Genomic DNA, 20797 nt, shown 5'->3' with positions numbered 1-20797 from the left:
TGTAGGTAAGAGGGCTATGCTTGTTGATTCCGTATAAGTGGAAGGGGCTGAAAAGATGGGTGATTTTTATCTAGGCGAAATTAGAGTATTTCCTTACGGGAAGACACCGCAAGGCTGGCTTCCCTGTGACGGCAGAATGCTGCCGATCACGCAATACACGGCGTTATACAGTCTTATTTGGACCAATTATGGCGGTGACGGAAGAAGCACTTTTGCGTTGCCGGATCTGCAGGGCAGGGCCGCTGTGGCTCCCCAGTACAATCCGCTAGCGGGCCCCCTGTTTCGGATCGGTCAAACGGCGGGCGAAGAGAGCCATACACTCCTGGCCGGTGAGGTTCCCGGTCATACTCATACGGCGCAGTGCAGCACCTTACCGGGAACTACGTCGGCTGTGGCCGGAGCGATATGGGCGGCGGCCGCGACGGAAAAAACTGTATATGGTGCTCCCGCCAGTACGCCGGTATCGATGAACGGCAGCGCGGCAGCAGCCGCCGGCGGTGATCTGGCGCATAATAACCTGCAGCCCTATTTGGCGTTGAATTATTGTATTGCGGTCACGGGTATATACCCGCCGCATACGTAGGAGGAGAGTATATGGACGGCTTTATTGGCGAGATTCGCTTGTTTTGCGGTACCTATGAGCCGCAAGGGTGGCTCTTTTGTGACGGTAGAATACTGAATACAGCGCCTTATAAACTTTTGTATGCCGTGATTGGCAATCTGTATGGCGGCAGTGGGCCGAACACCTTTGCGTTGCCTAACTTTTCCGGCCGGGTGCCGGTGGGAGTAGGGCAGGGAGACGGCCTGACCGCAAGAGCGTTGAATGACCGCTTCGGCACGGTAGCTGAAACTCTGACTATACAGCAACTGCCGGCGCATAACCATAGCGTGCAGGCTAAGAACAAGGTTACACCGGTGACCTTGTCGAATAGTCCGCAGGCCAATATCTGGGCTAGCGGTTCACTCAGCGCCTATACGACGGGTGCCCCGAATGCGGTGATGGCGGACAGCGCGGTCGGTTCGTTTGGCGGCGCAGGAGCGCACAATAACTTGCAGCCCTGTGTTTGCGTGCAGTATATGATTTGTTATGACGGTGCTTATCCGATGCCTGAATAAGAAAAGAGGAGGAGCGATATATGGAGGCATATGTAGGAGAAATACGTATGTTCGCCGGCAGCAAAGCGCCGGTGGACTGGCACTGGTGTGACGGAAGCCTGCTGGATGTTTCGACGTATAAGCCGCTGTTTGACCTGATTGGCACAGCCTATGGCGGTGACGGTGTAAAAAATTTTGCCTTGCCTGATTTGCGGGGGCGGGTGCCGGTGGGGATGGGACAACGGAGCGGCAGCGCCGCGTATGTACTGGGCCAGGACGGCGGCAGTGAGACGGTTGCCCTGTCGGTGGCTGAAATGCCCAGCCATAGTCACGCCGTATACGCGTCAAACGCGGCGGGGACGACGAATATTCCCGGCAGTAATACGGTTTGGGCTAATGGTGGCAGCGCTAGACCTTATTCTACGGTTACGGACTCGTCACCGGCAGATGCTGTCATGAACGCGGCGGCGCTTGCGTCCAGCGGCGGCGGTCAGGTGCATAATAATGTCATGCCATCTTTAGCCGTCAATTTTATCATTTGTCTGCAAGGTTATTTTCCGGCTTTTTCCTGACCATAGTGCAGCTTGGACAGGAAAAGACCAACCGAATGTTCAAGGAAGTGGGCGGCCGGAAACAGTGAGAGCTTTAGGCAAGCAAAAACAAAAACGTAGATAATAAGAAAAAGATCAAGCTCCCGGAAGGGGACTTGATCTTTTTCTGTTTTGCCGCAGAGTTGTACGGCGCAGTTGGCAAATGGGCAATTTACGCTGATCTTCTTAGATGAGCTGATAAAACAAGCCATGCTGCGAGCAATGAAAATACAGCTTGCCGTGGCCGAATTTGTGGAAACGGAACTGGAAATTCCATTCGGGATATTGTTTTACCAGAAAGACTTTATCGCCTGTCACATAAGCGGCAAAAGAAATATAATGTTCCTTGGTCATTTCGTGGGAAGCCGAAACATACCATTCGTCCTCGACTGGCTCCAACTGGAGCTGATGATGTTCGTCCGCTTTGACCGCCGTCAGCGGCTCCAGTTTTTTGCCGCAGCAGGAAATACCGGCATCACCTGTGGCGGTAATGAGATTTTTGCACTGTGGACAGCTATAAAATTGAGTTTTTTTCATATTTCCTCCGACTAGATCATTTTGTACGATATGCCCCAACAGGATTTCTTCGATATTGACTCCGAAGATCTGGGAGAGTTCGGGCAGCAGGGACACGTCGGGGCAGCCGAGCCCCCGTTCCCATTTGCTGATTGCTTTGTCACTGATATTCATAAGCTCGGCAACCTGCTTCTGGGTCATTTCTTTTTCTTTTCGCAAGCGGTAGAGCAATTGGCCTGTTTTTGCGCAATCCATTGGCAGCACCTCCATTTGTAGTTTAGACGATAAGGGGTCTTTAGACAATAAACGAACCGTAGAGTGGCGTCTCCCGGCGATTTTAGTATGTGCAAAAGTGCAGAAGCCGACCAATAGCGGCTGGTGGAGGGGTTACTATTTAAGAATAATTTTCAGTTTGGGAAGGAGAGTCCGGCAAAGCCGGATAATTATATTAAAAGTCCAATATGTTGTGCAGCAACACGAGTAACGAGCACGGGAGGGGTCCCGGTCCTATGAACTGGAATTACGCCAAGCAATTTGCTGCCCATTTATCGCTAAAAAACCTGAAAAAAGTGATTATCCTTTTTGATGTGTTTCTTTTATGCTTTATCTGGGGCAGCCTTTTGCACAAAATAGAAAGCGAGCGGGAGCTTGAAATTAATAGTGCCGTCAGGGAAACGGCCAATTTGGCGCGCGCTTTTGAGGAACACACGCTGCGCACTATCAAAAATGCCGATCAGGCGGCTATATTTCTAAAATATCAGTATGAAAGAGAAGGCAGGAACATTAATATTCCCAGGTATAAGCAGGAGGGCAGCTTTGCCCATCAACCCTTTTTGCTGATGGGCATTATTGACGAAAATGGCGAGCTTGCCGCCAGTGATCAGGTACCGTTCGTTCCCTCCAATTTGAAGGATCGGGAACATTTTTATGTGCACAAAGCTTCACGGGAAAATCAATTGTTCATCAGCAAGCCTGTGCTGGGACGGTCTTCCGGTAAATGGGCGCTGCAGATGACCCGGCGGATTGATCGACCGGACGGCGGTTTCGGCGGCGTAGTGGTGATTTCGGTCGATCCTTTTTATTTTACCGACTTTTATAAACGGATGGACCTGGGCCGGAATTTTTCTATCACGCTGGTCGGCCTTGACGGTATTGTCCGTGCCAGGCAAGCCGGCCAGAATGCCGATTTGGGCCAGGATATCAGCGACAGTGTGGTCATGAACCAATTAACAACTAACGCGTCAGGCTATTATATTGCCAACAGCAAGGTGGACGGTATAAAACGTATCTACAGTTACCGCGCCTTTAGCGAGTACCCTCTGGCGGTGCTGGTCGGCATAGACGAGCAGGAAGCTCTGGCCGGAATGAATCAACGGACGAAGGGCTACTACTGGGGCTGTATCATCGCTACGGTAATCATCATTCTATTTGGTATTCTGCTGATTAAATTCATCACACAGCAAAGACGTGACCGGGAGGCTTTGCATCAGGCTTACGAGGACCTGGAAGCCAAGGTGTTGCTGCGGACCAAGGAACTTTTTGCAACGAACGGGGAACTGGCGGCAGCCAATGAAGGACTGCAAAAGGCTAACCGGCAACTGGCGAAGAAGACGGAGGAAATACAGGAGATTGCCTATTCAGATGCTCTGACCGGCTTGCCGAACCGCTTGTACTTTAATGAGTGGATTGATCAGGAAATGCGAAAGGCCGGCCGCGGAGAAACGGCAGGCTGTGTTTTATTTATCGATTTGGATGATTTTAAGACGGTTAATGATGTACTGGGCCATTCCTATGGCGATGCTTCCATCGTGATAGCCGGACAGCGGATTGTTGCCACCGCCGGCCGTGATGCGCTGGTGGCGCGCATCGGCGGCGATGAATTTGTCGTGATTCTGCCCGGGTTGAGTGACCGCGAGGCTATTGCCGGCATTGCCGAGGCGATTGTCCGGGAACTGAGGATTGACTATGATGTTGGCGGTGAATGCTTTTCCATGTCGGCGAGTATTGGCATAGCCCGCTATCCCCAGGATGGTCATACTGCTGAAGACATATTGAAAAATGCGGATAATGCCATGTATGCGGCGAAAAAGAATGACCGGAATAGCTGGAGTTTCTACGAAACGTATATGCAAAAGGAAGCGACGGCCAAGATGGTACTGCGCAACAACCTGCGATATGCGATTGAACGGGGCGAGCTTTCCTTGAAATATCAACCTCAGGTGACTGCCGGAACTCGTGCTATTATCGGTTTTGAGGCACTGCTGCGCTGGGACAGCGTCGAGCACGGCCCGGTATCGCCGGCGGCGTTCATTCCCGTCGCCGAGCAAAGCGGACTTATCTATGATATCGGGGCCTGGGTGCTGAGGGAAGCCTGCAGCTTTGCCCGGCGCTTGGCGATGAACGGTCATGAGGATGTCACGATTGCCATCAATGTATCGGCCAAGCAGCTTGCCGCCGATGACTTTATTGACCTGGTTCGTAATACTTTGGCGGATACCGGCATAAAACCCAGTCAGGTTGAACTGGAAATTACCGAAAGCCTGCTGATGAATTCCCTGGAAGATGCCAGATGCAAGCTGGATGAGCTGCGGTCAATGGGAGTCCGGCTGGCTTTGGACGATTTCGGAACCGGGTTTTCCTCTTTGACCTATTTATGGAACTTACCGGTCAGCACGTTGAAAATTGACAAATCCTTTATCGATCTTATCTTATATGATGCTGCTAAAGCGAAAATCGTAAGTACCATTATCCATATGGCTCACGATTTTGATATGCTGGTGGTTGCCGAGGGGGTAGAGCAGGAGCAGCAGCTTTGCTATCTGAATGAAAACTGCTGTGATCTAATCCAAGGTTACTACATAAGCAAACCGGTCAGTGAAACAGAGGCTATTAATATGCTAGGTAACCACTGATTCATCCACACTGTGCAGCTAAGTGGTTCACCAACTCTGAAAATACAATTCCTTTATGGTCCCTTTTCCGCAAGGCATCGTTGTCGTCGACTTACCTATGTTCGATAGGTGCGTCTTCTTCGCCTTGCCTTACGAAAAAATCTCTCGCCAGGCCGGCAGGTTCATTTAATCAGTGGTTACCCAGAGAAGAAAGAAGAATGAAGGCGAGGAACTGGTGTCTGTCTCCTTTGGATATAATCCTGGATAAAGCTTCTCCCGATACGGGTTATTAACCGTTTTGGGAGAAGCTTTATTTTTTAATTAGACGAAAAGACTGATTTTGTCGAAGAAAGGAATTTTATGTAGGCGAAGAAATATGAGTAAAATAAAAAAATACAGGATTTAACAATGGGTAGACTTATTAAGCGATTTATTGATTAAAGGTAGGGGAAAGGATGTTGGATATGAAACTGGCAGGGAAAATGCTTGTGTATTTTATGTTTGTTGTGGCAATTGGTGCAATCGGTTTCGGTTTTGTACTGTACAATGTCAACGTGGCCGGAAGTTTGCTGGATAAGGTTAAACAGGAGGACATGCCGCGTTTGATTCAAACGGCAGAGGTTTCCAGGGAGATTGAAAATAAATTTGCTTCTCTGCGTGGATTCCTGATTTCCGGCGATAAAGTTTCGCTGGATAACTATCTTCGGGTGACCGCCGAAGCGAAAAAGAGTGAACAGGAATTGTTGGCAGTAGCACGTACGGAAGAAGGTAAAAAGATACTCAGTGAATTAATGGCCTTAGATGAAAAATATTCACAGATAGCTGAAACCGTTGTCATTCCCTATAAGCAAGCCGGTAAAGAAGCAGCGGCCCTTCAGGTGATGAATGGCGAACTTACCGATGTGGGCCGGCAGTTGCGCAATAAGGCGAAAGAGTATGTGGATTTCCGGCGGGCACAAATCCAGGACTCTATGGAGCGGTCGGTGACAGCTGCCGATAACAGTGAAATGGCTTCGATTATTGCCGGGCTATTAAGCATTCTGGTTGGCGGCGCTATTGGTTTGTTTGCGGCCCGCAGCATTTCCCGTCCGGTTAACCAACTGGCGGTTGTGGCGCAGCAAGTGGCCGGTGGTGATCTAACACAGCAGGCGAAAGTGGAAAGCCGGGATGAAATCGGTCAGTTGGCAACCTCGTTTAACACGATGGTAGCCCAGCTTAAGGCGCTGATCCGGCAAATTAATCTGAATACGGAACAACTGGCGGCCTCGTCGGAAGAATTAACCGCCAGTGCACAGCAGTCTGCCCAGGCCGCTGAGCAGGTAGCTGTTTCGATTACCCAGGTAGCCAATGGTGCTAGTGAACAGATGGCGGCTTCCGATGAGACTTCTGCAGTTGTCCAGCAAATGGCGGCAGGCGTGGAAGAGATGGCGGCCAGTGCCAATCAGGTTGCCGCTCAGTCGGCTCAGGCGGCAGATAAGGCGCAATCAGGCGGGGTGGCTGTGGACCAGGCGGTTAGTCAAATGACCCGGATTGAAAATGCGGTTAACACCTCGGCCACGGTAATTACCAAGTTAGGAGAACAGTCCCAGGAAATTGGCCAAATCGTTGATACCATTGCCGGCATTGCCGGGCAGACCAATCTCTTGGCGTTGAACGCCGCGATTGAAGCGGCCCGGGCCGGTGAGCAGGGGCGAGGCTTTGCCGTGGTGGCGGAGGAGGTAAGAAAGCTTGCCGAACAGTCGCAAGAGGCGGCTAAAAAGATCGCCGGTTTGATTGGAGCCATTCAAGAAGATACGGAGCAGGCAGTTGTTGCTATGGCCGAAGGAACACAGGAGGTGAAGACCGGGGCAGCCGTGGTCGACGCCGCCGGTGATACCTTCCGGGATATTGCGGAACTGGTATTACAAGTCTCCGGTCAAGTTAGGGATATTTCGGCAGCCATTCAGCAAACAGCGTCTGGCAGCCAGCATATAGTTGGATCTGTCAAGCGAATTGATGAACTTAGTAAACAATCAGCGGAGGAGGCGCAGAGCGTATCGGCGGCGACCGAGGAACAACTGGCATCCATGGAGGAAATTGCTTCCTCAAGTGAAGCTCTGGCTAAGCTGGCCCAGGATCTTAAAACTGCAGTAGCCAGTTTTCGAATATAGGGTATATAACAAAAGGTTCTGCCAACCAGGCAGAACCTTTTGTTCATGAATTTTTCGGCTGTTATGAACACCATGAAAGCAGCCCAATCCTATTTGGAATATGTTAGGATAGTTTGGCAATTTCTTTAATCTTAGCAAGATCCAGGTCTTTAAGGGCCCGTACATTGTCCGAGACGACTTGCGGGTCCCAGTCCCACCATTTGGCCTGCAGCAATACTTCGATCACCGCATCGTCATAGCGTTTCCGGATTGGTTTGGCCGGTACGCCGCCGACCACGGTATAAGGAGGAACATCCTTGGTTACCACTGCCCGGGCGCCAATGATGGCTCCGTCGCCGATATGAACGCCGGACATGATGAAAGCCTCATAGCCGATCCATACGTCGTTGCCGATGACAATATCGCCTTTATTATCCCAGGCTTCGGTGACGAAGCCGGCGTGGCTCCAGTCGTCAAACAGCTCGAACGGATAGGTCGATAACGAATGCAGTGTGTGATGGGCGGCAGTAAAGATGAATTTTGTGCCATGAGCGATGGAACAATACTTGCCGATAATCAGCTTGTCGTGATTGACGACAGGATAGTGATAAAGAACATTCTGTTTCTCAAATAACAGAGGATCCACTGAATCATGATAGAACGTAAAATCGCCGATGAGAATATCCGGATTATGGATGGCATTTTTGATATAACACATATTGGTGTTGCCTTCCCGCGGGAACAGCTTGTTGGGGTCAGGCCGCTGAGTCATAAGTATCGCTCCTTTTTTTGCTGCGTCTTTTATCTATATTGTTCAAGATAAACCGGATGAACCCCTTTTATTAATATGGGCATAAAAGTTTGCTCCATGCATGCCTATTCGCCTGGCTATAGCAATAGCTGTTCATTTTTACCCGTTGAAACGTGCTAAAGTTAGTGATGGTTGCGAACTGCTGGCTAGTATCCTGTCAGTTTTAAAACAGCAGGAGAATAGATCGCCAGTATTCACTGAATTAAGGCTGACAAGGTAGCAGGTATGGAAAGTACAAGAAATTTGATAATAAGAATTATGGAGGAACGATATGAATAAAAGGGTAGTTATTACAGGAGCAGGCGCCATAACTTCTTTGGGACAGGGTGCAACGGCCCTGTGGCAAGCGGTTAAAAAAGGTGTATCAGGAATAAGCCGGATCGAAAGGATTGATGTGGCCGATTTACCGACTAAGGTGGCTGCGGAAATAAAAGAGTTTGATCCGGAGCAGTTTATGGATAAAAAGGCAGCTAAACGAATGGATCGCTTTTCTCAGTATGCCATGGCGGCAACGCATATGGCGCTGGAACATTCGCGACTAAGCGCCGGCAACCTCGATTCCATAAGGACCGGCCTGATTATGGGTTCCGGGATCGGCGGCTTGGAAACGCTGGAGAATCAGCACCGGGCGCTATTGGAACGGGGCGCAGACCGGGTCAGCCCGTTTTTGGTGCCGATGATGCTGCCCAATATGGCCGCCGGAATGATTGCCATTCAGTTTGGCATTAAAGGGTTTGTCGAGTGCGTTGCTACGGCCTGTGCAACATCGACCAACGCAATTGGCGATGCTTATAAAGCAATTCAGAGAAATGCTGCCGATGTTATGATTGCGGGAGGAACGGAAGCACCCATTACCCGGCTGGCGATGGCAGGCTTTTGTGCCAATAAGGCGATGACCACAAACCCTGATCCTAACAGTGCCTGCAGGCCCTTTGATTCGAAGCGGGATGGATTTGTGATGGGAGAAGGTGCCGGAGTGGTCGTTCTCGAAGAACTTAACCATGCCTTGAACCGGGGCGCAGACATTATTGCCGAAATCGTGGGCTATGACTGCACAAACGACGCTTATCATATGACTGCAACTCCTCCCGATGGAGAAGGTGCCGCCCGGTGTATGAAACTGGCCTTAACCGATGCAGGGCTTAGGCCAAGCGATATTCAATATATTAACGCTCATGGAACCTCCACCGGATTGAACGACAAGACCGAGACTGCCGCGATAAAAGCTGTATTTGGGGAGCATGCCTATCAATTAGCCGTGAGCTCCACAAAATCGATGACCGGCCATTTATTGGGCGCCACCGGCGCTATTGAAACGATGCTTACTGCCTATGCGTTAAAGGAAGGCTTTTTACCGCCGACGATCAACTATGTCAACCCGGATGAGGATTGCGACTTGAATTATGTACCCAATCTTGGCAAGCAGGCTGATATTACTCATGCCATGACCAATTCTTTTGGTTTCGGCGGGCACAATGCGGTATTGGTTCTAAAACATTACCAATAGTTGACTGCAGCGCAGGTTGTCTGAGGTAGTTTATCAGTCGGAGTCAGATCGACGGCAGTCTGGAGGTAAAAGATGAGTGATTTAAAAGACACGATAGCAGAATGCATAGCCTATATTGAGCATAACCTGCATAATAAGCTTTCCCTGGATGACATTGCCGCTCACAGCAGGATATCAAAATATCATTTGCACCGGATGTTCAAATCACTGACGGGAGAGTCGCTGATGGAATATGTCCAAACGCGGAAACTTTCCTCCAGTATCGATGAACTTACCAATACCAATATGAGAATTATCGATATCGCTTTGGAGTACGGCTTTGATTATGAACAGTCGTATATCAGAGCCTTTCGCAAGAGATTTGGCCATACGCCTTTGAAAGTACGGTCGGAACAAATGTCCATCCCCATTAAGGAAAGGCTCAACATGAATGACATCCTGTCGCTGGATAATTCCATTATTTATAAGCCGTCATTTATTTTTAGGCAAAAGTTTTTCCTTGTCGGCATGGAACATAAAATTATGAGTAAATCGGGAGACAAGGTTGCTAACGCGTATGGAAGGGATTTTTTCTATCATCATCAACAGCAAGTAACAAATCCGATAAATCCTCATGTATACTTTGGCTACACCGACTGGAAGGACAGCGAGAATGGATATATTTTTTATATGCCTTCCGTGCAGGTGCAGGATCTAGATCATATTCCGGAAGGAATGATGGGTATCGCTATTCCGGCGCACAAGTATGTCGTCTTTCGTTTTGTTGGTTTTTTCCGCCCCGATGAAATCAACGGCCGGCAGGTTGGCCGGCTGCTGGTCCACATGTATTCCAAATGGATTATAAAATCCGGCTTTACTTTTGCCGATAAGTTCCGGTTTGAATATATCGATTCCAGTTTAGCTAAAGATGATTACTGTGAATTGGACATTTATCAACCCATCGTGGACGCCAATAAAATGTAGACCCAGCCAATAAAACCGCCACTTGCTGTGCAGCAAGTGGCGGTTTTGCCTTTAAAGTAACTGACAGAGCTTATGCGGTGAGAAAGAATGGATTCAATTATTTTCTTACTAGCGTCTGAACGTTCTTCTGCCAGTCTTCATTTAATTCTCCATGGACTTGTTCCAGCAAATCAGGAATCTTCAGCCCCTGTGGGCAGTGTTGTGTACACAGGCCGCAAGCGATGCACCGGTCTGCGCCATGACCGGAAGGCAGCAGGGTTCCCTGATAAAAAGCCTGGTCGATCGGGTGAGGCTTTACAAGCTGATAGTTGTTATAGAGTTTAAACAGCTCGGGAATACTCACGCCCTGGGGACAGGGCATACAGTACTGGCAGCCTGTGCAGCCGATGCTGTTTTTTGCTTCGAAGGCTTCTCTGATTTTAGTTATTAGTTTTTGATCTTCGTCCGACATAATATTAGGTTTGGCAGCAGCAAAGATATTCAAATTGTCTTTCAACTGGTCGAGATTGCTGGTGCCGCTTAAAATGAGCGATACCTCCGGCATATTGTAAAGCCAGCGGAAGCACCATGCGGCAAGCGAGCGTTTTTGAGAGTAAGCGTCGATCAGAGCGTGAACCTCCCGGGGGGCGTTACTCAGCAGATTTCCTCCGCGCAGCGGTTCCATAATGACGGTGGCCAGCCCCTTTTGGGCGGCATACCGTACCCCCTCGATACCGACCTGCTGATATTCGTCCAGAATGTTGAGCTGAATCTGGGCCATCTCCCAGTCGAAGGAATCAACGATTTCTTTAAAAGCTGCCGTTGTACTGTGAATCGAGAATGCTTTATGCAGGATTTTGCCTTTTTCTATCATGTTATCAAGGAAGGTCAGCCCATCATAGCGCTGTACTTTTTCCCAGTTGGCGGGAAACAGATTATGCAGCAGGTATACGTCGATATGATCGGTTCCCAGGCGCAGTAATTGTTCATCCAGATATTTTTCAAAATCCTCATGTTTTGTGATGTTCCAGATAGGACTTTTGGTGGCAAGATAGACTTTATCCCGGTAGCCGTTTTTTAGCGCTTTCCCGGTAATGACCTCGCTATCTTTATAGACATAAGCGCTGTCCAAATAGTTGATACCTTGGTCGATGGCATAATGGACCATATGGATGGCTTCCGTTTCGTCTTGCGGAAACCGCATACAGCCCAAGCCCAATCTGGATACTTGTAGTCCTGTTTTCCCATACAGTGCGTATTCCATAGTTTCCTCCAGGTTATTGTATTTTTAATGTCTCAGAACCATCGGGAAGATGCATATTAATTAGGAATTTCTTACCTCTATGGCAGGTTCACGGCCTCAGCGGTTTTTGGGTAAAAATATATTGCCGTTTTGTCCTTCTGATAAATTTATTTAGAATCCCCTAACGGTCAATGGTCGCCATGACCCAATCGGGATACCGTTTACCGGATACTTTTTCCGGAGCCAAGGCATCGTCCAGTAGTTTGAGTTCTGAGGCATCAAGCCGAACATTGGCGGCAGCTACATTCTCTTTTAGGTAGTTTTGCCGCTTGGTCCCGGGGATGGGCACGATATTGCCGCCTTTATGCAGCAGCCAGGCAAGAGCAATCTGACCGGGTTTTACGTGTTTAATTGCGGCGATTTCCTGTACTTTCTCTGCTGCTTTCCTATTGGCATCATAATTGTCACCTTGATAGCGGGGGTCACTGCGCCTGGTGTCACCTGCCGGATATTCTTCGGCGCGCTGGACCTGGCCGGTCAGAAAGCCCCGGCCAAGGGGACAAAAAGGGACCAGACCGATGCTTAGTTCACGCAGAACCGGGATGATGTCGGCTTCCAGATTCCGTTCCCAGAGTGAGTATTCGCTCTGCAGGGCAGAGAGCGGCTGGACGGCATGGGCGCGCCGGATGTTTGCGACTCCGGCCTCAGAGAGACCCCAGAAGCGCACTTTTCCCTCCCTAATCAGATCACCGACCGTGCCGGCAACTTCTTCGATCGGGATGGCAGGATCGACACGATGCTGATAAAGCAGGTCGATATAGTCGGTGTTGAGCCGGCGTAGCGAACCTTCTACTGCTGTCCGGATATGGGCGGGACGGCTGTCTCTTTCCGCGCCTGCCTGTTTGCCATTTTCAAAACGGAAACCAAACTTTGTGGCAATGATTACCTGATTACGCCGGTTCTGGAAAGCCCGGCCGAGCAGTTCCTCATTGGTAAAGGGGCCATAACCTTCGGCCGTATCAAAGAAGTTGCAGCCCAGTTCAACGGCATGATGTAAAGTGGCAATGGATTCTTTTTCATCTGCCGCACCATAGGACTGGCTCATGCCCATACAGCCAAGTCCGATGGCTGAAACCTCCAGTCCCTGGCAGCCAAGTTTGCGTTTGGGTAAAGTCATAGATATTGTCCTCCCGGTTAATAATTTAGAAGCGTATATAAAAAAGAGGCTGTGTTACCTGCTATAAGAATAGTATTACTTGAAAGAATAAAAGGAAATAGACCGTTACTGCTTAATACTTGCCTAAAACTGCAAAATGAGCTGGTTCGTGTTGCCGCACATGCTGCACCATGCTACGATAGTAGTATGTATTAAGAAGCGTTAGAGCGGCTGCTGCCAGGATGTACGGCAACTAAAGAATTATCTAGCGAAGGGCAGGGAACACACGTGGAGAAGCAGCAACAGCACCCCGCAGCGGTCTTCGGTGAGATGGTTTCCATTCACCGGAAACTGCTGGAGCAGATCATAGCGATGACCGAGAGGATTACCAGGGACGAAGGAACCACCGGCACGCTGATTCCCTATCTTTCCATTTGCCGGCACAGCTATCAGGCTCCGCTGATCCCCAGTGTTTTAACTCCCTCGTTTTGCCTCATTTTGCAAGGCGAAAAGGAACTTCACCTTGGGCAGGATATCATTGCTTACCACGCAGGCGATTATCTTGCATCCATCATAGATATACCGGCATCGGGGCGAGTGATTGGCGCAACAGAAGCGACACCCTATATCGGCCTGCGTATCGATTTTACTACAAAAGAAATCGCCTCGGTGGTGATGGAGGCTGAGATTAACGTTAAATCCAAGGATAAAATGGTCGGCACAGCGGCCTTCATTGGAAGAGCCGATACAGAGCTGCTGGACATGTTTGTACGGTTGCTGAAGCTGGTTGATAAACCAAGGGAAGCTCCTTTTTTATCTGCGCTTATCAAACGGGAAATGATGTTTCATTTACTGTCAGGCGACTATGGACACCTATTTCTTCAACAGGCTCTTTATGATCAGCAAGCCGACGGAATCGGCCGGGCCATAGCCTGGATTAAAGAAAATTTCTCTCAGCCATTTACTGTGGAAGAACTTGCAAAATTAAGCAATATGAGTGTATCCGGGCTACATCACAAATTTAAAGCAATCACCACGATGGGGCCCCTGCAGTATCAGAAGCAATTGCGCCTTCAGGAGGCTCGTCGTCTCATGCTGAGCGGTTCCCTGGATGCAACCGGCGCCGCGCTGGAAGTCGGCTATGAAAGTCCGTCGCAGTTTACCAGGGAATACCGGCGTCTGTTTGGCTTGCCGCCGCTAAAGGATATGAAAGCTGTGCGAGAAACCCCTGATGCCGGAGAAGCCGGCAATAAGTAAACGGCTACTAGTATGCTTGTGAAAAAGCTTTTGCAAGGGGAATGGAATTTGCAAAATAAGTCAGGCAAAAAAACGACTAAGGCAGGAGATACAAGATGAATGAAGATAGATTTACCGGAAGAGCCGACCTTTACGCAAAATACCGGCCGTCATATCCGGATGATTTTATTGAATATTTATATTCGCAGGTTGGTTTGACTAAAGATAGTATCATTGCGGATATTGGTTCCGGTACAGGAATATTCACCAGGCTTATGCTAAGGCAACACAGTTTTGTCTATGGAGTCGAGCCCAATGAGGATATGCGAAAAACAGCCGAGAGTGAGCTGGCCCGCTACCGGAATTTTGTATCGATACATGCACCGGCTGAAAGAACGGGATTAAAAACTGCCAGCATTGACTTTGTTACCGTTGCCCAGGCTTTTCATTGGTTTGACAGGGAAAAATTCAGAATGGAATGCAAAAGAATATTAAGAGAAAAAGGCAAAGTAATTTTGGTATGGAATAGCCGGGGCAATGAAAGTGAATTGACCAGGGAAACTATTGAAATAAACCGAAAATATTGTCCGGGCTTCGAGGGGTTTTCCGGTGGAATGAGGGAGCCAAACCCGGAACAATACGGTGATTTTTTTAAAGGTGGCACTTGCGAATATAAAGTGTTTAACAATGACTCGATTCTGGATGAAGCTGGCTTTATCGGCCGCAACCTGTCGGCGTCCTATGCACCCAAACAGGGAACAGAAGGCTATCAGCCATATATTTTTGACCTTACCCGGTTATTTCAAAAATACAGTAAATCCGGTTATTTGCGTGTGCCTAGTCTTACGCGAAGTTATGTTGGCGAGGTATAGGAAGGCCGGTGGTTTCTCCTGTCGCTTCCGGATGAGGTTGGCCGGTACGCGGCCGGCAATGGTACAAGTAAATAGATAAAAATAAAAAATGAATATGACATATAGTTGTCTCATTACCTTTTGTACAATAAAGAAAAAATAAGAGGTGATGAGAAACTATGACTGCAAATTTTATTAAAGTTGATCAAGAAACATGTTCCCGATGTGGCATTTGTGCTACCGTTTGTCCTGGTGTTATCGGTATGGGAAGCAACGGTCCGCAGGCTGTCCGGGATCTTTGTGTAGGCTGCGGACAGTGTGTGGCGGTTTGTCCTACGGGGGCCTTGGATAACACCAATACGCCGTTAGCAAATCAGGTTTCCGTTGCGGGAAACGCGGTTCTTGATCCGGATCGGGCTGCCGGATTTTTGCGGTCACGCCGGTCGATTCGTAATTATCAGCCTAAGCGTGTAGCAAGGGAAAAGTTACTGCAGTTGCTTGATATTGCCCGGATGGCTCCGACTGCCTGCAATTCACAGGGAGTTTCCTATAATGTGGTGGACAATCCCGCTATATTGCAGAAGATTTCTGCAGTCGTTATGGATTGGACGGAAGACCAGCTGAACCATTCTCCCGCCATGGCTTCAGCAAAGTATGCCCCCCATCTGGCGATGATGGTGGAAATGTACCGGCGATCCGGCGAAGATGTTGTTTTGCGATCAGCCCCATGTTTGATTGTAGCTGCCGCAGATAAACATTTCTTTGCTACAGGAAGGGATAATACGTATATATCCTTTGCTTATTTGCAGGTCTTTGCCACGTCATTGGAACTGGGCACGTGTTGGGCCGGCTTGTTTGAATACTGTGCCGCCTCCGGTTACGAACCGCTTCTTCAATTGCTGGATCTGCCGGAAAACCTGCAGGTGACCAGCGGCATGATGGTTGGTTATCCGCAATTCACCTATAAACGATGGGTGGAGAGAAACCCCCTGCAAGTTACCTGGCAATAGAACAAACCGGCTGGCGTTTGCCCTGCTCCGTGATGCCTCGCACTGGTGCTGCGTTGTCACTAAAGTCTGGACGAATTTTAGTTTATATGCTAAACTATTTGTAACGGGAGGGTGGCAACATGCAGTCAGCAACGGAAAACAGTGATCCCCGGCAGGGCAGCGCCCGAATCGGCCGGCTTATTATGAAGCTCAGACGCCTTGAACGGCAGCCGCACCGCTTCGGTGCCGCAGGCTGTCTGACACCCAGTGAAATTCATACGATTGATGCGATTGGTATGGGGGGCGGAATGTTAATGAGTGAACTGGCAGCTCGCCTGGGGATTACCAAGGGGGCGGTTACCCAGCTTGTCAGCCGTCTGGAAGGTAAGGCCTGTGTGCAGCGCCGGTCCCATGCTACGGACAGTAGAGCGACACTGGTTTCGCTGAGTACCAAAGGGGAGCAGGCATATCTGGCGCACAGGCAGTTAAATCAGAAGTTTTATGAAAGGCTTGGCGCACAGTTAACCGCGCAGGAAATAGCTGTTTTTGAAAAATGTGTGGATATATTTTGTGAAGTACTAGACGAGTAATTTTTTTATATATTTAGTTTAGTAACTATACTATATGTTGCCTTTTTATCCTTGCTAGGTAAGCACTGATTAAATGAACCTGTCGGGCTGGCGAGAGAATTTTTCGTCTGGCAAGAAAGTAAAAGCGCAGGAATAGCGGCCCCTATTTCAAGGTTTTGCTGACGCAGCCAGGCGGAAAAAGCTCCGTCAGGACGCGGCGCAGCGTGAATTAATCAGTGGTTACCTAGCTGCTTGCTGGAATCGTTGCCGGCGAAAGAAAGTGTTTGAGTTTTCTTTGGACGCTAACCAAACCGTACATAAATAGGAGGTTATTGATTATGAAGAATTCAGTGCAGGCACCAGGACCGTTATACCGGATGATGCAGCAATATAAAGAGGCCCAGTTGTTATTTGCCGGGATTGAATTGGATGTTTTTTTCTATTTGCAGGGGGCGGTGACCGCAGTTGCGGTTGCCGGCAAGACAGGGTATGACGCGCGTAATCTGGCGTTGTTTTTAAACAGTCTGGCGGCCATCGGCCTGCTTGAAAAAAACGGTGATTGCTTTCAGAATACGCCGGTAGCCGAAGTTTTTTTGAACAGGCATAGTGAGCTTTATTTGGGAGAATATCTGGCCTTCCGGAACAGAATGACCAGCCTGGACCAGGTGGTGGCACGGGTGCGCCAGGGGCCGGATGTAAGCATCCGGCAGCATAATCAGGGCAGCAGGGTATACAATTTCCGGGAACTGGCCCGCCTGTCGGCTGTTGAAATATATACCGGGCGGGTTCAGGATTTTTTGCAGGCAGTGCAGAGCGTGTTTTTACCGGACAGTGCCTTACACGTGCTTGACCTGGGAGGTGGCTCCGGCATGCTGGCTATCGAGACCCTTACGCAGTTTTCCCGGGCTTCGGGGGTGATTTTTGAACATCCGCAGGTTGCCGACATTCCGGAACAGTTTGTTAAGGAGCGCCGGTTAATGGACCGGCTGCAGGTTTGGCGGGGCGATTTTATGACAGATGATATTGGAGACGGTTACGACTTGATTGTTGCTTCCGGCATTTTTGATTTTGCCAGTGCCGACTTGCCGGGAATGGCCGGCAAAATTGCCCGGGCGCTGCGGCCGCACGGCTATTTGTATCTGGTCAGTCACCAGGTCAGCGCCGATTTTCTTTCCCCCAAGGAAGTGATTGTGGGGTGGCTGCCAAGTCATCTGGACGGGCTGGACCTGCTGCAGAGCCGGCAAAGCATTGAGGCCGCTCTGACTCAGGCCGGCTTGACCAAAGCCAGCCGGGATGCTGCGGGGGCAGCAGGCGGGCTTCGTGGCGAGTTGTATCATTTTGTTTAGCGCAAGCACCCGGTCAGGCGAAGGAGAAGTAAGGCGAAAAAGAAACAAGCTGCAGATCGCCAGTGAAAAATTATAGCCATAGCAGCATGGCCTAGTAGTAAACAAATGACAACCGGGGATTTTTCCCGGTTGTCATTTGTTTACTACTAAAGGGGCGAGGTCTAGCAGCAAGGGACTAATTACATGGTAAATAAGAAAAGAAAAATTGCTACAGATTGCGATTTTCAAATAAAAATCACAAGGTCCATCGGCTAAAATAAATGGGACAGAAAAAGACTGCGAAATAATCCATGTATTTAGATGACACAAAGTACAGGGAACCGCTGAGTTACGCCCAGACGGAGATCCTTCCGTCTGGCTGCGTCAACAAAGCCTGGAAATAGCTGGACTATTCCTGCGGCTTTACTTTCTTGCCAGGCGAAGAAATCTCTCGCCAGGTCGACAGGTTCATTAAATCAGTGGTTCTCTGGAGGTTGTTAAGGATGGGAGGTTTTTACACTTGAAGGTTTGGAAAAGAATGTTGCGGGCGGGAGGGGCAGGACTTGCGGGGTTGAGTATTTTTGCGCAGTGCTCCCTTGGATTGGCCGAGCCTCTTTCGTTGGAACAGGCTGTTAATATGGCGCTGGGCAATCACCTGGATATTAAGCTGGCGGTCAATACGGAGACTCAGGCCAAGTATGCGCTGGACGCTGCCCGGGGCAGCCGGGGCATCTCACTGGATGCTTCGAACACGTTTTATCTCAAACGGATTGATTATTCGGCTGATTCCAATAGCAGTCAGATTTCGCTTTCCCTGCCGCTTTACAGTGGCGGCAAGAATGAGGGGAACATCGCGATTGCCCAAACGGATGTAACGATTGCCGGCTTGGATTTGGTAAAGACGAGGCAGGATGTAAAGCTAAATACGGTAGCCGCTTATTTTGATATCATCAATTACCGGGAGACTATAGGCGTCGATCAGGAAACGGTGGACAATTATACGAAGCATCTGGAAAACGTAAGGGACCAGTATGGTGCGGGTAATCTCCCCAAGTCTGACGTATTAAGCTCGGAGGTGCAATTGATTAATGCGCAGCAGACCTTAATGCAGGATAAAAACAAGTATGAGGTCGCGGTAAACAAGCTGAAGAATCTGATCCGCTGGGACCGGCCCGACCAGCCGGAATTGGTCAGCGGTTTTCAGCATGAGCCCCTGACCCGGTCGATGGAGGATTGTGTGGCTTACGCCAAGACATATCACCCGACTTTAAAAAAGTATCGTCTCAACATCGAAGAAGCGAAACAGAATGTCGGGGTAGCTGCGGCCGATAAAAAACCAACGGTTTCTTTAACGGCCGCTACCGGCTGGAACAGCAGCGTGCTGCCGGAAGACGACAATAAGGATGTTTATGTGGGGGTAACGACGGCCTGGAATCTTTTTGACAGCCAGGTTACTGCGGCCAAGATCAAAGAAGCGAAAAGCAAGGTCGATTCGGCCTATCTGGATTTGACCTCACAGGAGGATTCACTGATTCTTTCCGTTAAGGAATATTATCTGAGCGCAAAAGAGGCGGAGAAACGGATGGCAACCACACAGGTGGCCATTAAGAAGGCAGATGAAGATTATTTTATCGCCGAGGCTAAATACAGAATCGGCGAAGGGATTTTGCTTGATGTCATTGATGCCCAGTTGGCACTGACAACGGCTAAAGACAATTATATTGCCGCTCAGTATGACTATGACACCTACCGGGCGAAACTCGACAATGCGATGGGCATGGATTAAGGAGGGACAGCAGATGACGAATACCTATTCCGTCACCAAATGGCTGACAGGTCTGGTGCTGTTGCTGGCAGTGTCCGGCGGCGGATTTTACTATTACCATACTACACAGGAAAAGGTGACCGGCAGCCAGGAAACCGTTGCGGCAACGCGCGGGAAAATCGTTTCCAGCGTGTCGGCCACCGGGACAATTAAGCCGGTCAATGCGGTGGATATTTCATCACAGATTACGGCATTAATCAAGGAAATCAAGGTCAAAGAAAATGACCGGGTGAAAGCGGGGCAGGTGTTGGCGATTTTAGATGATACCACATACCGGACAGCGGTGGATAAAGCCTTATATGAAATGAACAACTATGAAGCGAAATACCGCCGGATCAACTATCTGCATTCGATTGGTGCTAAATCGGACGCCGACCTGGAGGATGCGCTGCTCAACTATCAGACGGCTGCTTCCACCTATGAATCAGATAAGTCGGACCTGGAAAAGACCGTGATCACTTCACCGCAGGATGGCATTGTCTTAGGCGAGCCGGTGTCGGTGGGCACGTTGGTGACCGCAGGGGTTAATGACCCGAAGGTGATCATGATGATCGGTGATGTCGGGCAGAAGATGGTTAAAGTAAAGGTGGACGAAACCGATATTGGCAAGGTGAAGATTGGACAGCAGGCAACCTTTACGGTTGACGCCTATGGCAGCAAAAGCTTTACCGGTGTTGTTTCCAAGATTGGTCAGATTGCGACCAGCACAACGACGACCTCGTCTTCATCATCCTCTTCGTCCTCCTCCTCGTCATCTTCTTCGTCATCTTCCTCGTCAAGCAGTGTCATTTATTATTATGTGACACTAATGACAGAAGACCCGGATAATGTGCTGAAAGTAGATATGACGGCCAGGGTCAGCATCATCACCGGCGAGAAAGAAGGGGCTTTACTGATTCCACTGGCGGCGTTAAAAACAAGCACTAGCGGCCAATATGTGACCGTCCTGCGTGAAAACGGTAAAACCGACAATGTGCCGGTCACGGTTGGACTGACGAGCAATGACAAGGTGGAAGTTCTTGACGGTTTGCAGGAAGGCGATAAACTGGTCATCTCCTATACCAAGTCGACAACTGCTTCTTCCACGAAAAAGGACAGCGGTCCGCCGCCGCCGATGTAATA

Annotated in this window: 18 protein-coding genes; 14 read left to right on the top strand and 4 right to left on the bottom strand. The window is 49.3% G+C overall.

Translation table 11 applies throughout. The features are described 5' to 3' along the window. Positions 1-55: 55 nt before the first annotated feature. The 3 genes from BMW43_RS11785 to BMW43_RS11775 are packed head-to-tail and all read left to right on the top strand — an operon-like array spanning position 56 to position 1667. Positions 56-583 (top strand): phage tail protein, encoded by a 528-nt coding sequence (locus tag BMW43_RS11785; protein ID WP_091747517.1) that lies wholly within the window; start codon positions 56-58, stop codon positions 581-583. An 11-nt stretch (positions 584-594) separates the two neighbouring features. Further along, positions 595-1116, top strand: a complete 522-nt coding sequence (locus BMW43_RS11780) for a phage tail protein (protein WP_091747514.1) — start codon at positions 595-597, stop codon at positions 1114-1116. 20 nt (positions 1117-1136) lie between these two features. Beyond that, on the top strand, positions 1137-1667 hold the full coding sequence (locus tag BMW43_RS11775; protein WP_091747510.1) for a phage tail protein: 531 nt from the start codon (positions 1137-1139) through the stop codon (positions 1665-1667). A gap of 204 nt (positions 1668-1871) precedes the next feature. Here BMW43_RS11775 and BMW43_RS11770 read toward each other — a convergent pair whose 3' ends face one another. After that, the gene (locus BMW43_RS11770) at positions 1872-2456 is read right to left on the bottom strand and encodes a helix-turn-helix domain-containing protein (RefSeq protein ID WP_091747507.1); all 585 of its coding nucleotides are present in this window, start codon (positions 2454-2456) and stop codon (positions 1872-1874) included. Between the two features lie 254 nt (positions 2457-2710). On the opposite strand from BMW43_RS11770, the gene BMW43_RS11765 reads away from it, so the two are divergent. Together BMW43_RS11765 and BMW43_RS11760 are read left to right on the top strand one after the other, a co-directional pair. Then, the gene (locus tag BMW43_RS11765) at positions 2711-5113 is read left to right on the top strand and encodes a bifunctional diguanylate cyclase/phosphodiesterase (RefSeq protein ID WP_177173574.1); all 2403 of its coding nucleotides are present in this window, start codon (positions 2711-2713) and stop codon (positions 5111-5113) included. A 443-nt stretch (positions 5114-5556) separates the two neighbouring features. Then, the gene (locus tag BMW43_RS11760) at positions 5557-7242 is read left to right on the top strand and encodes a methyl-accepting chemotaxis protein (RefSeq protein ID WP_091747556.1); all 1686 of its coding nucleotides are present in this window, start codon (positions 5557-5559) and stop codon (positions 7240-7242) included. Between the two features lie 103 nt (positions 7243-7345). On the opposite strand, the gene BMW43_RS11755 is transcribed toward BMW43_RS11760, so the two are convergent. Further along, positions 7346-7993, bottom strand: coding sequence for a CatB-related O-acetyltransferase (locus BMW43_RS11755; protein ID WP_091747501.1), 648 nt, complete (start codon positions 7991-7993; stop codon positions 7346-7348). Positions 7994-8303: 310 nt separating this feature from the next. Between BMW43_RS11755 and fabF the strand changes: the two genes are divergently transcribed. Together fabF and BMW43_RS11745 are read left to right on the top strand one after the other, a co-directional pair. Then, positions 8304-9539 carry a beta-ketoacyl-ACP synthase II gene (gene fabF, locus BMW43_RS11750; RefSeq protein WP_091747498.1) on the top strand — a complete coding sequence of 412 codons (1236 nt, stop codon included), beginning with the start codon at positions 8304-8306 and terminating at the stop codon, positions 9537-9539. A 72-nt stretch (positions 9540-9611) separates the two neighbouring features. Then, entirely contained in the window at positions 9612-10502 is an 891-nt protein-coding gene (locus BMW43_RS11745) for a helix-turn-helix domain-containing protein (RefSeq protein WP_091747496.1), read from the top strand. A gap of 97 nt (positions 10503-10599) precedes the next feature. Here BMW43_RS11745 and BMW43_RS11740 read toward each other — a convergent pair whose 3' ends face one another. Both BMW43_RS11740 and BMW43_RS11735 read right to left on the bottom strand, forming a co-directional pair. Then, a complete protein-coding gene (locus BMW43_RS11740; protein WP_091747493.1) occupies positions 10600-11745 on the bottom strand; it encodes an aldo/keto reductase in 1146 nt (381 codons plus the stop codon). 160 nt (positions 11746-11905) lie between these two features. Beyond that, the gene (locus tag BMW43_RS11735; protein ID WP_091747490.1) at positions 11906-12901 is read right to left on the bottom strand and encodes an aldo/keto reductase; all 996 of its coding nucleotides are present in this window, start codon (positions 12899-12901) and stop codon (positions 11906-11908) included. Positions 12902-13168: 267 nt separating this feature from the next. Here BMW43_RS11735 and BMW43_RS11730 point away from each other — a divergent pair, with 267 nt between their 5' ends. The 7 genes from BMW43_RS11730 to BMW43_RS11700 all read left to right on the top strand — a co-directional run bounded on the left by BMW43_RS11730 (position 13169) and on the right by BMW43_RS11700 (position 20795). Further along, complete coding sequence (locus BMW43_RS11730; RefSeq protein ID WP_218140666.1) at positions 13169-14137, top strand: AraC family transcriptional regulator; 969 nt, start codon at positions 13169-13171, stop codon at positions 14135-14137. Between the two features lie 95 nt (positions 14138-14232). After that, positions 14233-14988: a class I SAM-dependent methyltransferase gene (locus tag BMW43_RS11725; protein ID WP_091747487.1), complete on the top strand. Its 756-nt coding sequence runs from the start codon at positions 14233-14235 to the stop codon at positions 14986-14988. Between the two features lie 158 nt (positions 14989-15146). Continuing rightward, complete coding sequence (locus BMW43_RS11720) at positions 15147-15977, top strand: nitroreductase family protein (protein WP_091747484.1); 831 nt, start codon at positions 15147-15149, stop codon at positions 15975-15977. Positions 15978-16096: 119 nt separating this feature from the next. Next, complete coding sequence (locus BMW43_RS11715; RefSeq protein ID WP_091747481.1) at positions 16097-16546, top strand: MarR family winged helix-turn-helix transcriptional regulator; 450 nt, start codon at positions 16097-16099, stop codon at positions 16544-16546. Positions 16547-16863: 317 nt separating this feature from the next. Next, positions 16864-17871 carry a class I SAM-dependent methyltransferase gene (locus BMW43_RS11710; protein ID WP_091747479.1) on the top strand — a complete coding sequence of 336 codons (1008 nt, stop codon included), beginning with the start codon at positions 16864-16866 and terminating at the stop codon, positions 17869-17871. Between the two features lie 499 nt (positions 17872-18370). Further along, a complete protein-coding gene (locus tag BMW43_RS11705; protein WP_091747476.1) occupies positions 18371-19636 on the top strand; it encodes a TolC family protein in 1266 nt (421 codons plus the stop codon). Between the two features lie 13 nt (positions 19637-19649). Then, on the top strand, positions 19650-20795 hold the full coding sequence (locus tag BMW43_RS11700) for an efflux RND transporter periplasmic adaptor subunit (protein ID WP_091747473.1): 1146 nt from the start codon (positions 19650-19652) through the stop codon (positions 20793-20795). Positions 20796-20797 lie beyond the last annotated feature (2 nt).

Source organism: Propionispora vibrioides (assembly GCF_900110485.1).
GTDB classification, from domain to species: domain Bacteria; phylum Bacillota; class Negativicutes; order Propionisporales; family Propionisporaceae; genus Propionispora; species Propionispora vibrioides.
Note: the sequence above shows the minus strand (reverse complement) of the source record. Positions and strands in the feature narration are given on the sequence as shown.

Coding starts and splice junctions, on each gene's coding strand:
- BMW43_RS11715 (WP_091747481.1), top strand. CDS start 16,097: ATGCAGTCAGCAACGGAAAACAGTGATCCCCGGCAGGGCAGCGCCCGA.
- BMW43_RS11765 (WP_177173574.1), top strand. CDS start 2,711: ATGAACTGGAATTACGCCAAGCAATTTGCTGCCCATTTATCGCTAAAA.
- BMW43_RS11745 (WP_091747496.1), top strand. CDS start 9,612: ATGAGTGATTTAAAAGACACGATAGCAGAATGCATAGCCTATATTGAG.
- BMW43_RS11780 (WP_091747514.1), top strand. CDS start 595: ATGGACGGCTTTATTGGCGAGATTCGCTTGTTTTGCGGTACCTATGAG.
- BMW43_RS11735 (WP_091747490.1), bottom strand. CDS start 12,901: ATGACTTTACCCAAACGCAAACTTGGCTGCCAGGGACTGGAGGTTTCA.
- BMW43_RS11760 (WP_091747556.1), top strand. CDS start 5,557: ATGAAACTGGCAGGGAAAATGCTTGTGTATTTTATGTTTGTTGTGGCA.
- BMW43_RS11740 (WP_091747493.1), bottom strand. CDS start 11,745: ATGGAATACGCACTGTATGGGAAAACAGGACTACAAGTATCCAGATTG.
- BMW43_RS11720 (WP_091747484.1), top strand. CDS start 15,147: ATGACTGCAAATTTTATTAAAGTTGATCAAGAAACATGTTCCCGATGT.
- BMW43_RS11700 (WP_091747473.1), top strand. CDS start 19,650: ATGACGAATACCTATTCCGTCACCAAATGGCTGACAGGTCTGGTGCTG.
- BMW43_RS11725 (WP_091747487.1), top strand. CDS start 14,233: ATGAATGAAGATAGATTTACCGGAAGAGCCGACCTTTACGCAAAATAC.
- BMW43_RS11785 (WP_091747517.1), top strand. CDS start 56: ATGGGTGATTTTTATCTAGGCGAAATTAGAGTATTTCCTTACGGGAAG.
- BMW43_RS11755 (WP_091747501.1), bottom strand. CDS start 7,993: ATGACTCAGCGGCCTGACCCCAACAAGCTGTTCCCGCGGGAAGGCAAC.
- BMW43_RS11770 (WP_091747507.1), bottom strand. CDS start 2,456: ATGGATTGCGCAAAAACAGGCCAATTGCTCTACCGCTTGCGAAAAGAA.
- BMW43_RS11710 (WP_091747479.1), top strand. CDS start 16,864: ATGAAGAATTCAGTGCAGGCACCAGGACCGTTATACCGGATGATGCAG.
- fabF (WP_091747498.1), top strand. CDS start 8,304: ATGAATAAAAGGGTAGTTATTACAGGAGCAGGCGCCATAACTTCTTTG.
- BMW43_RS11775 (WP_091747510.1), top strand. CDS start 1,137: ATGGAGGCATATGTAGGAGAAATACGTATGTTCGCCGGCAGCAAAGCG.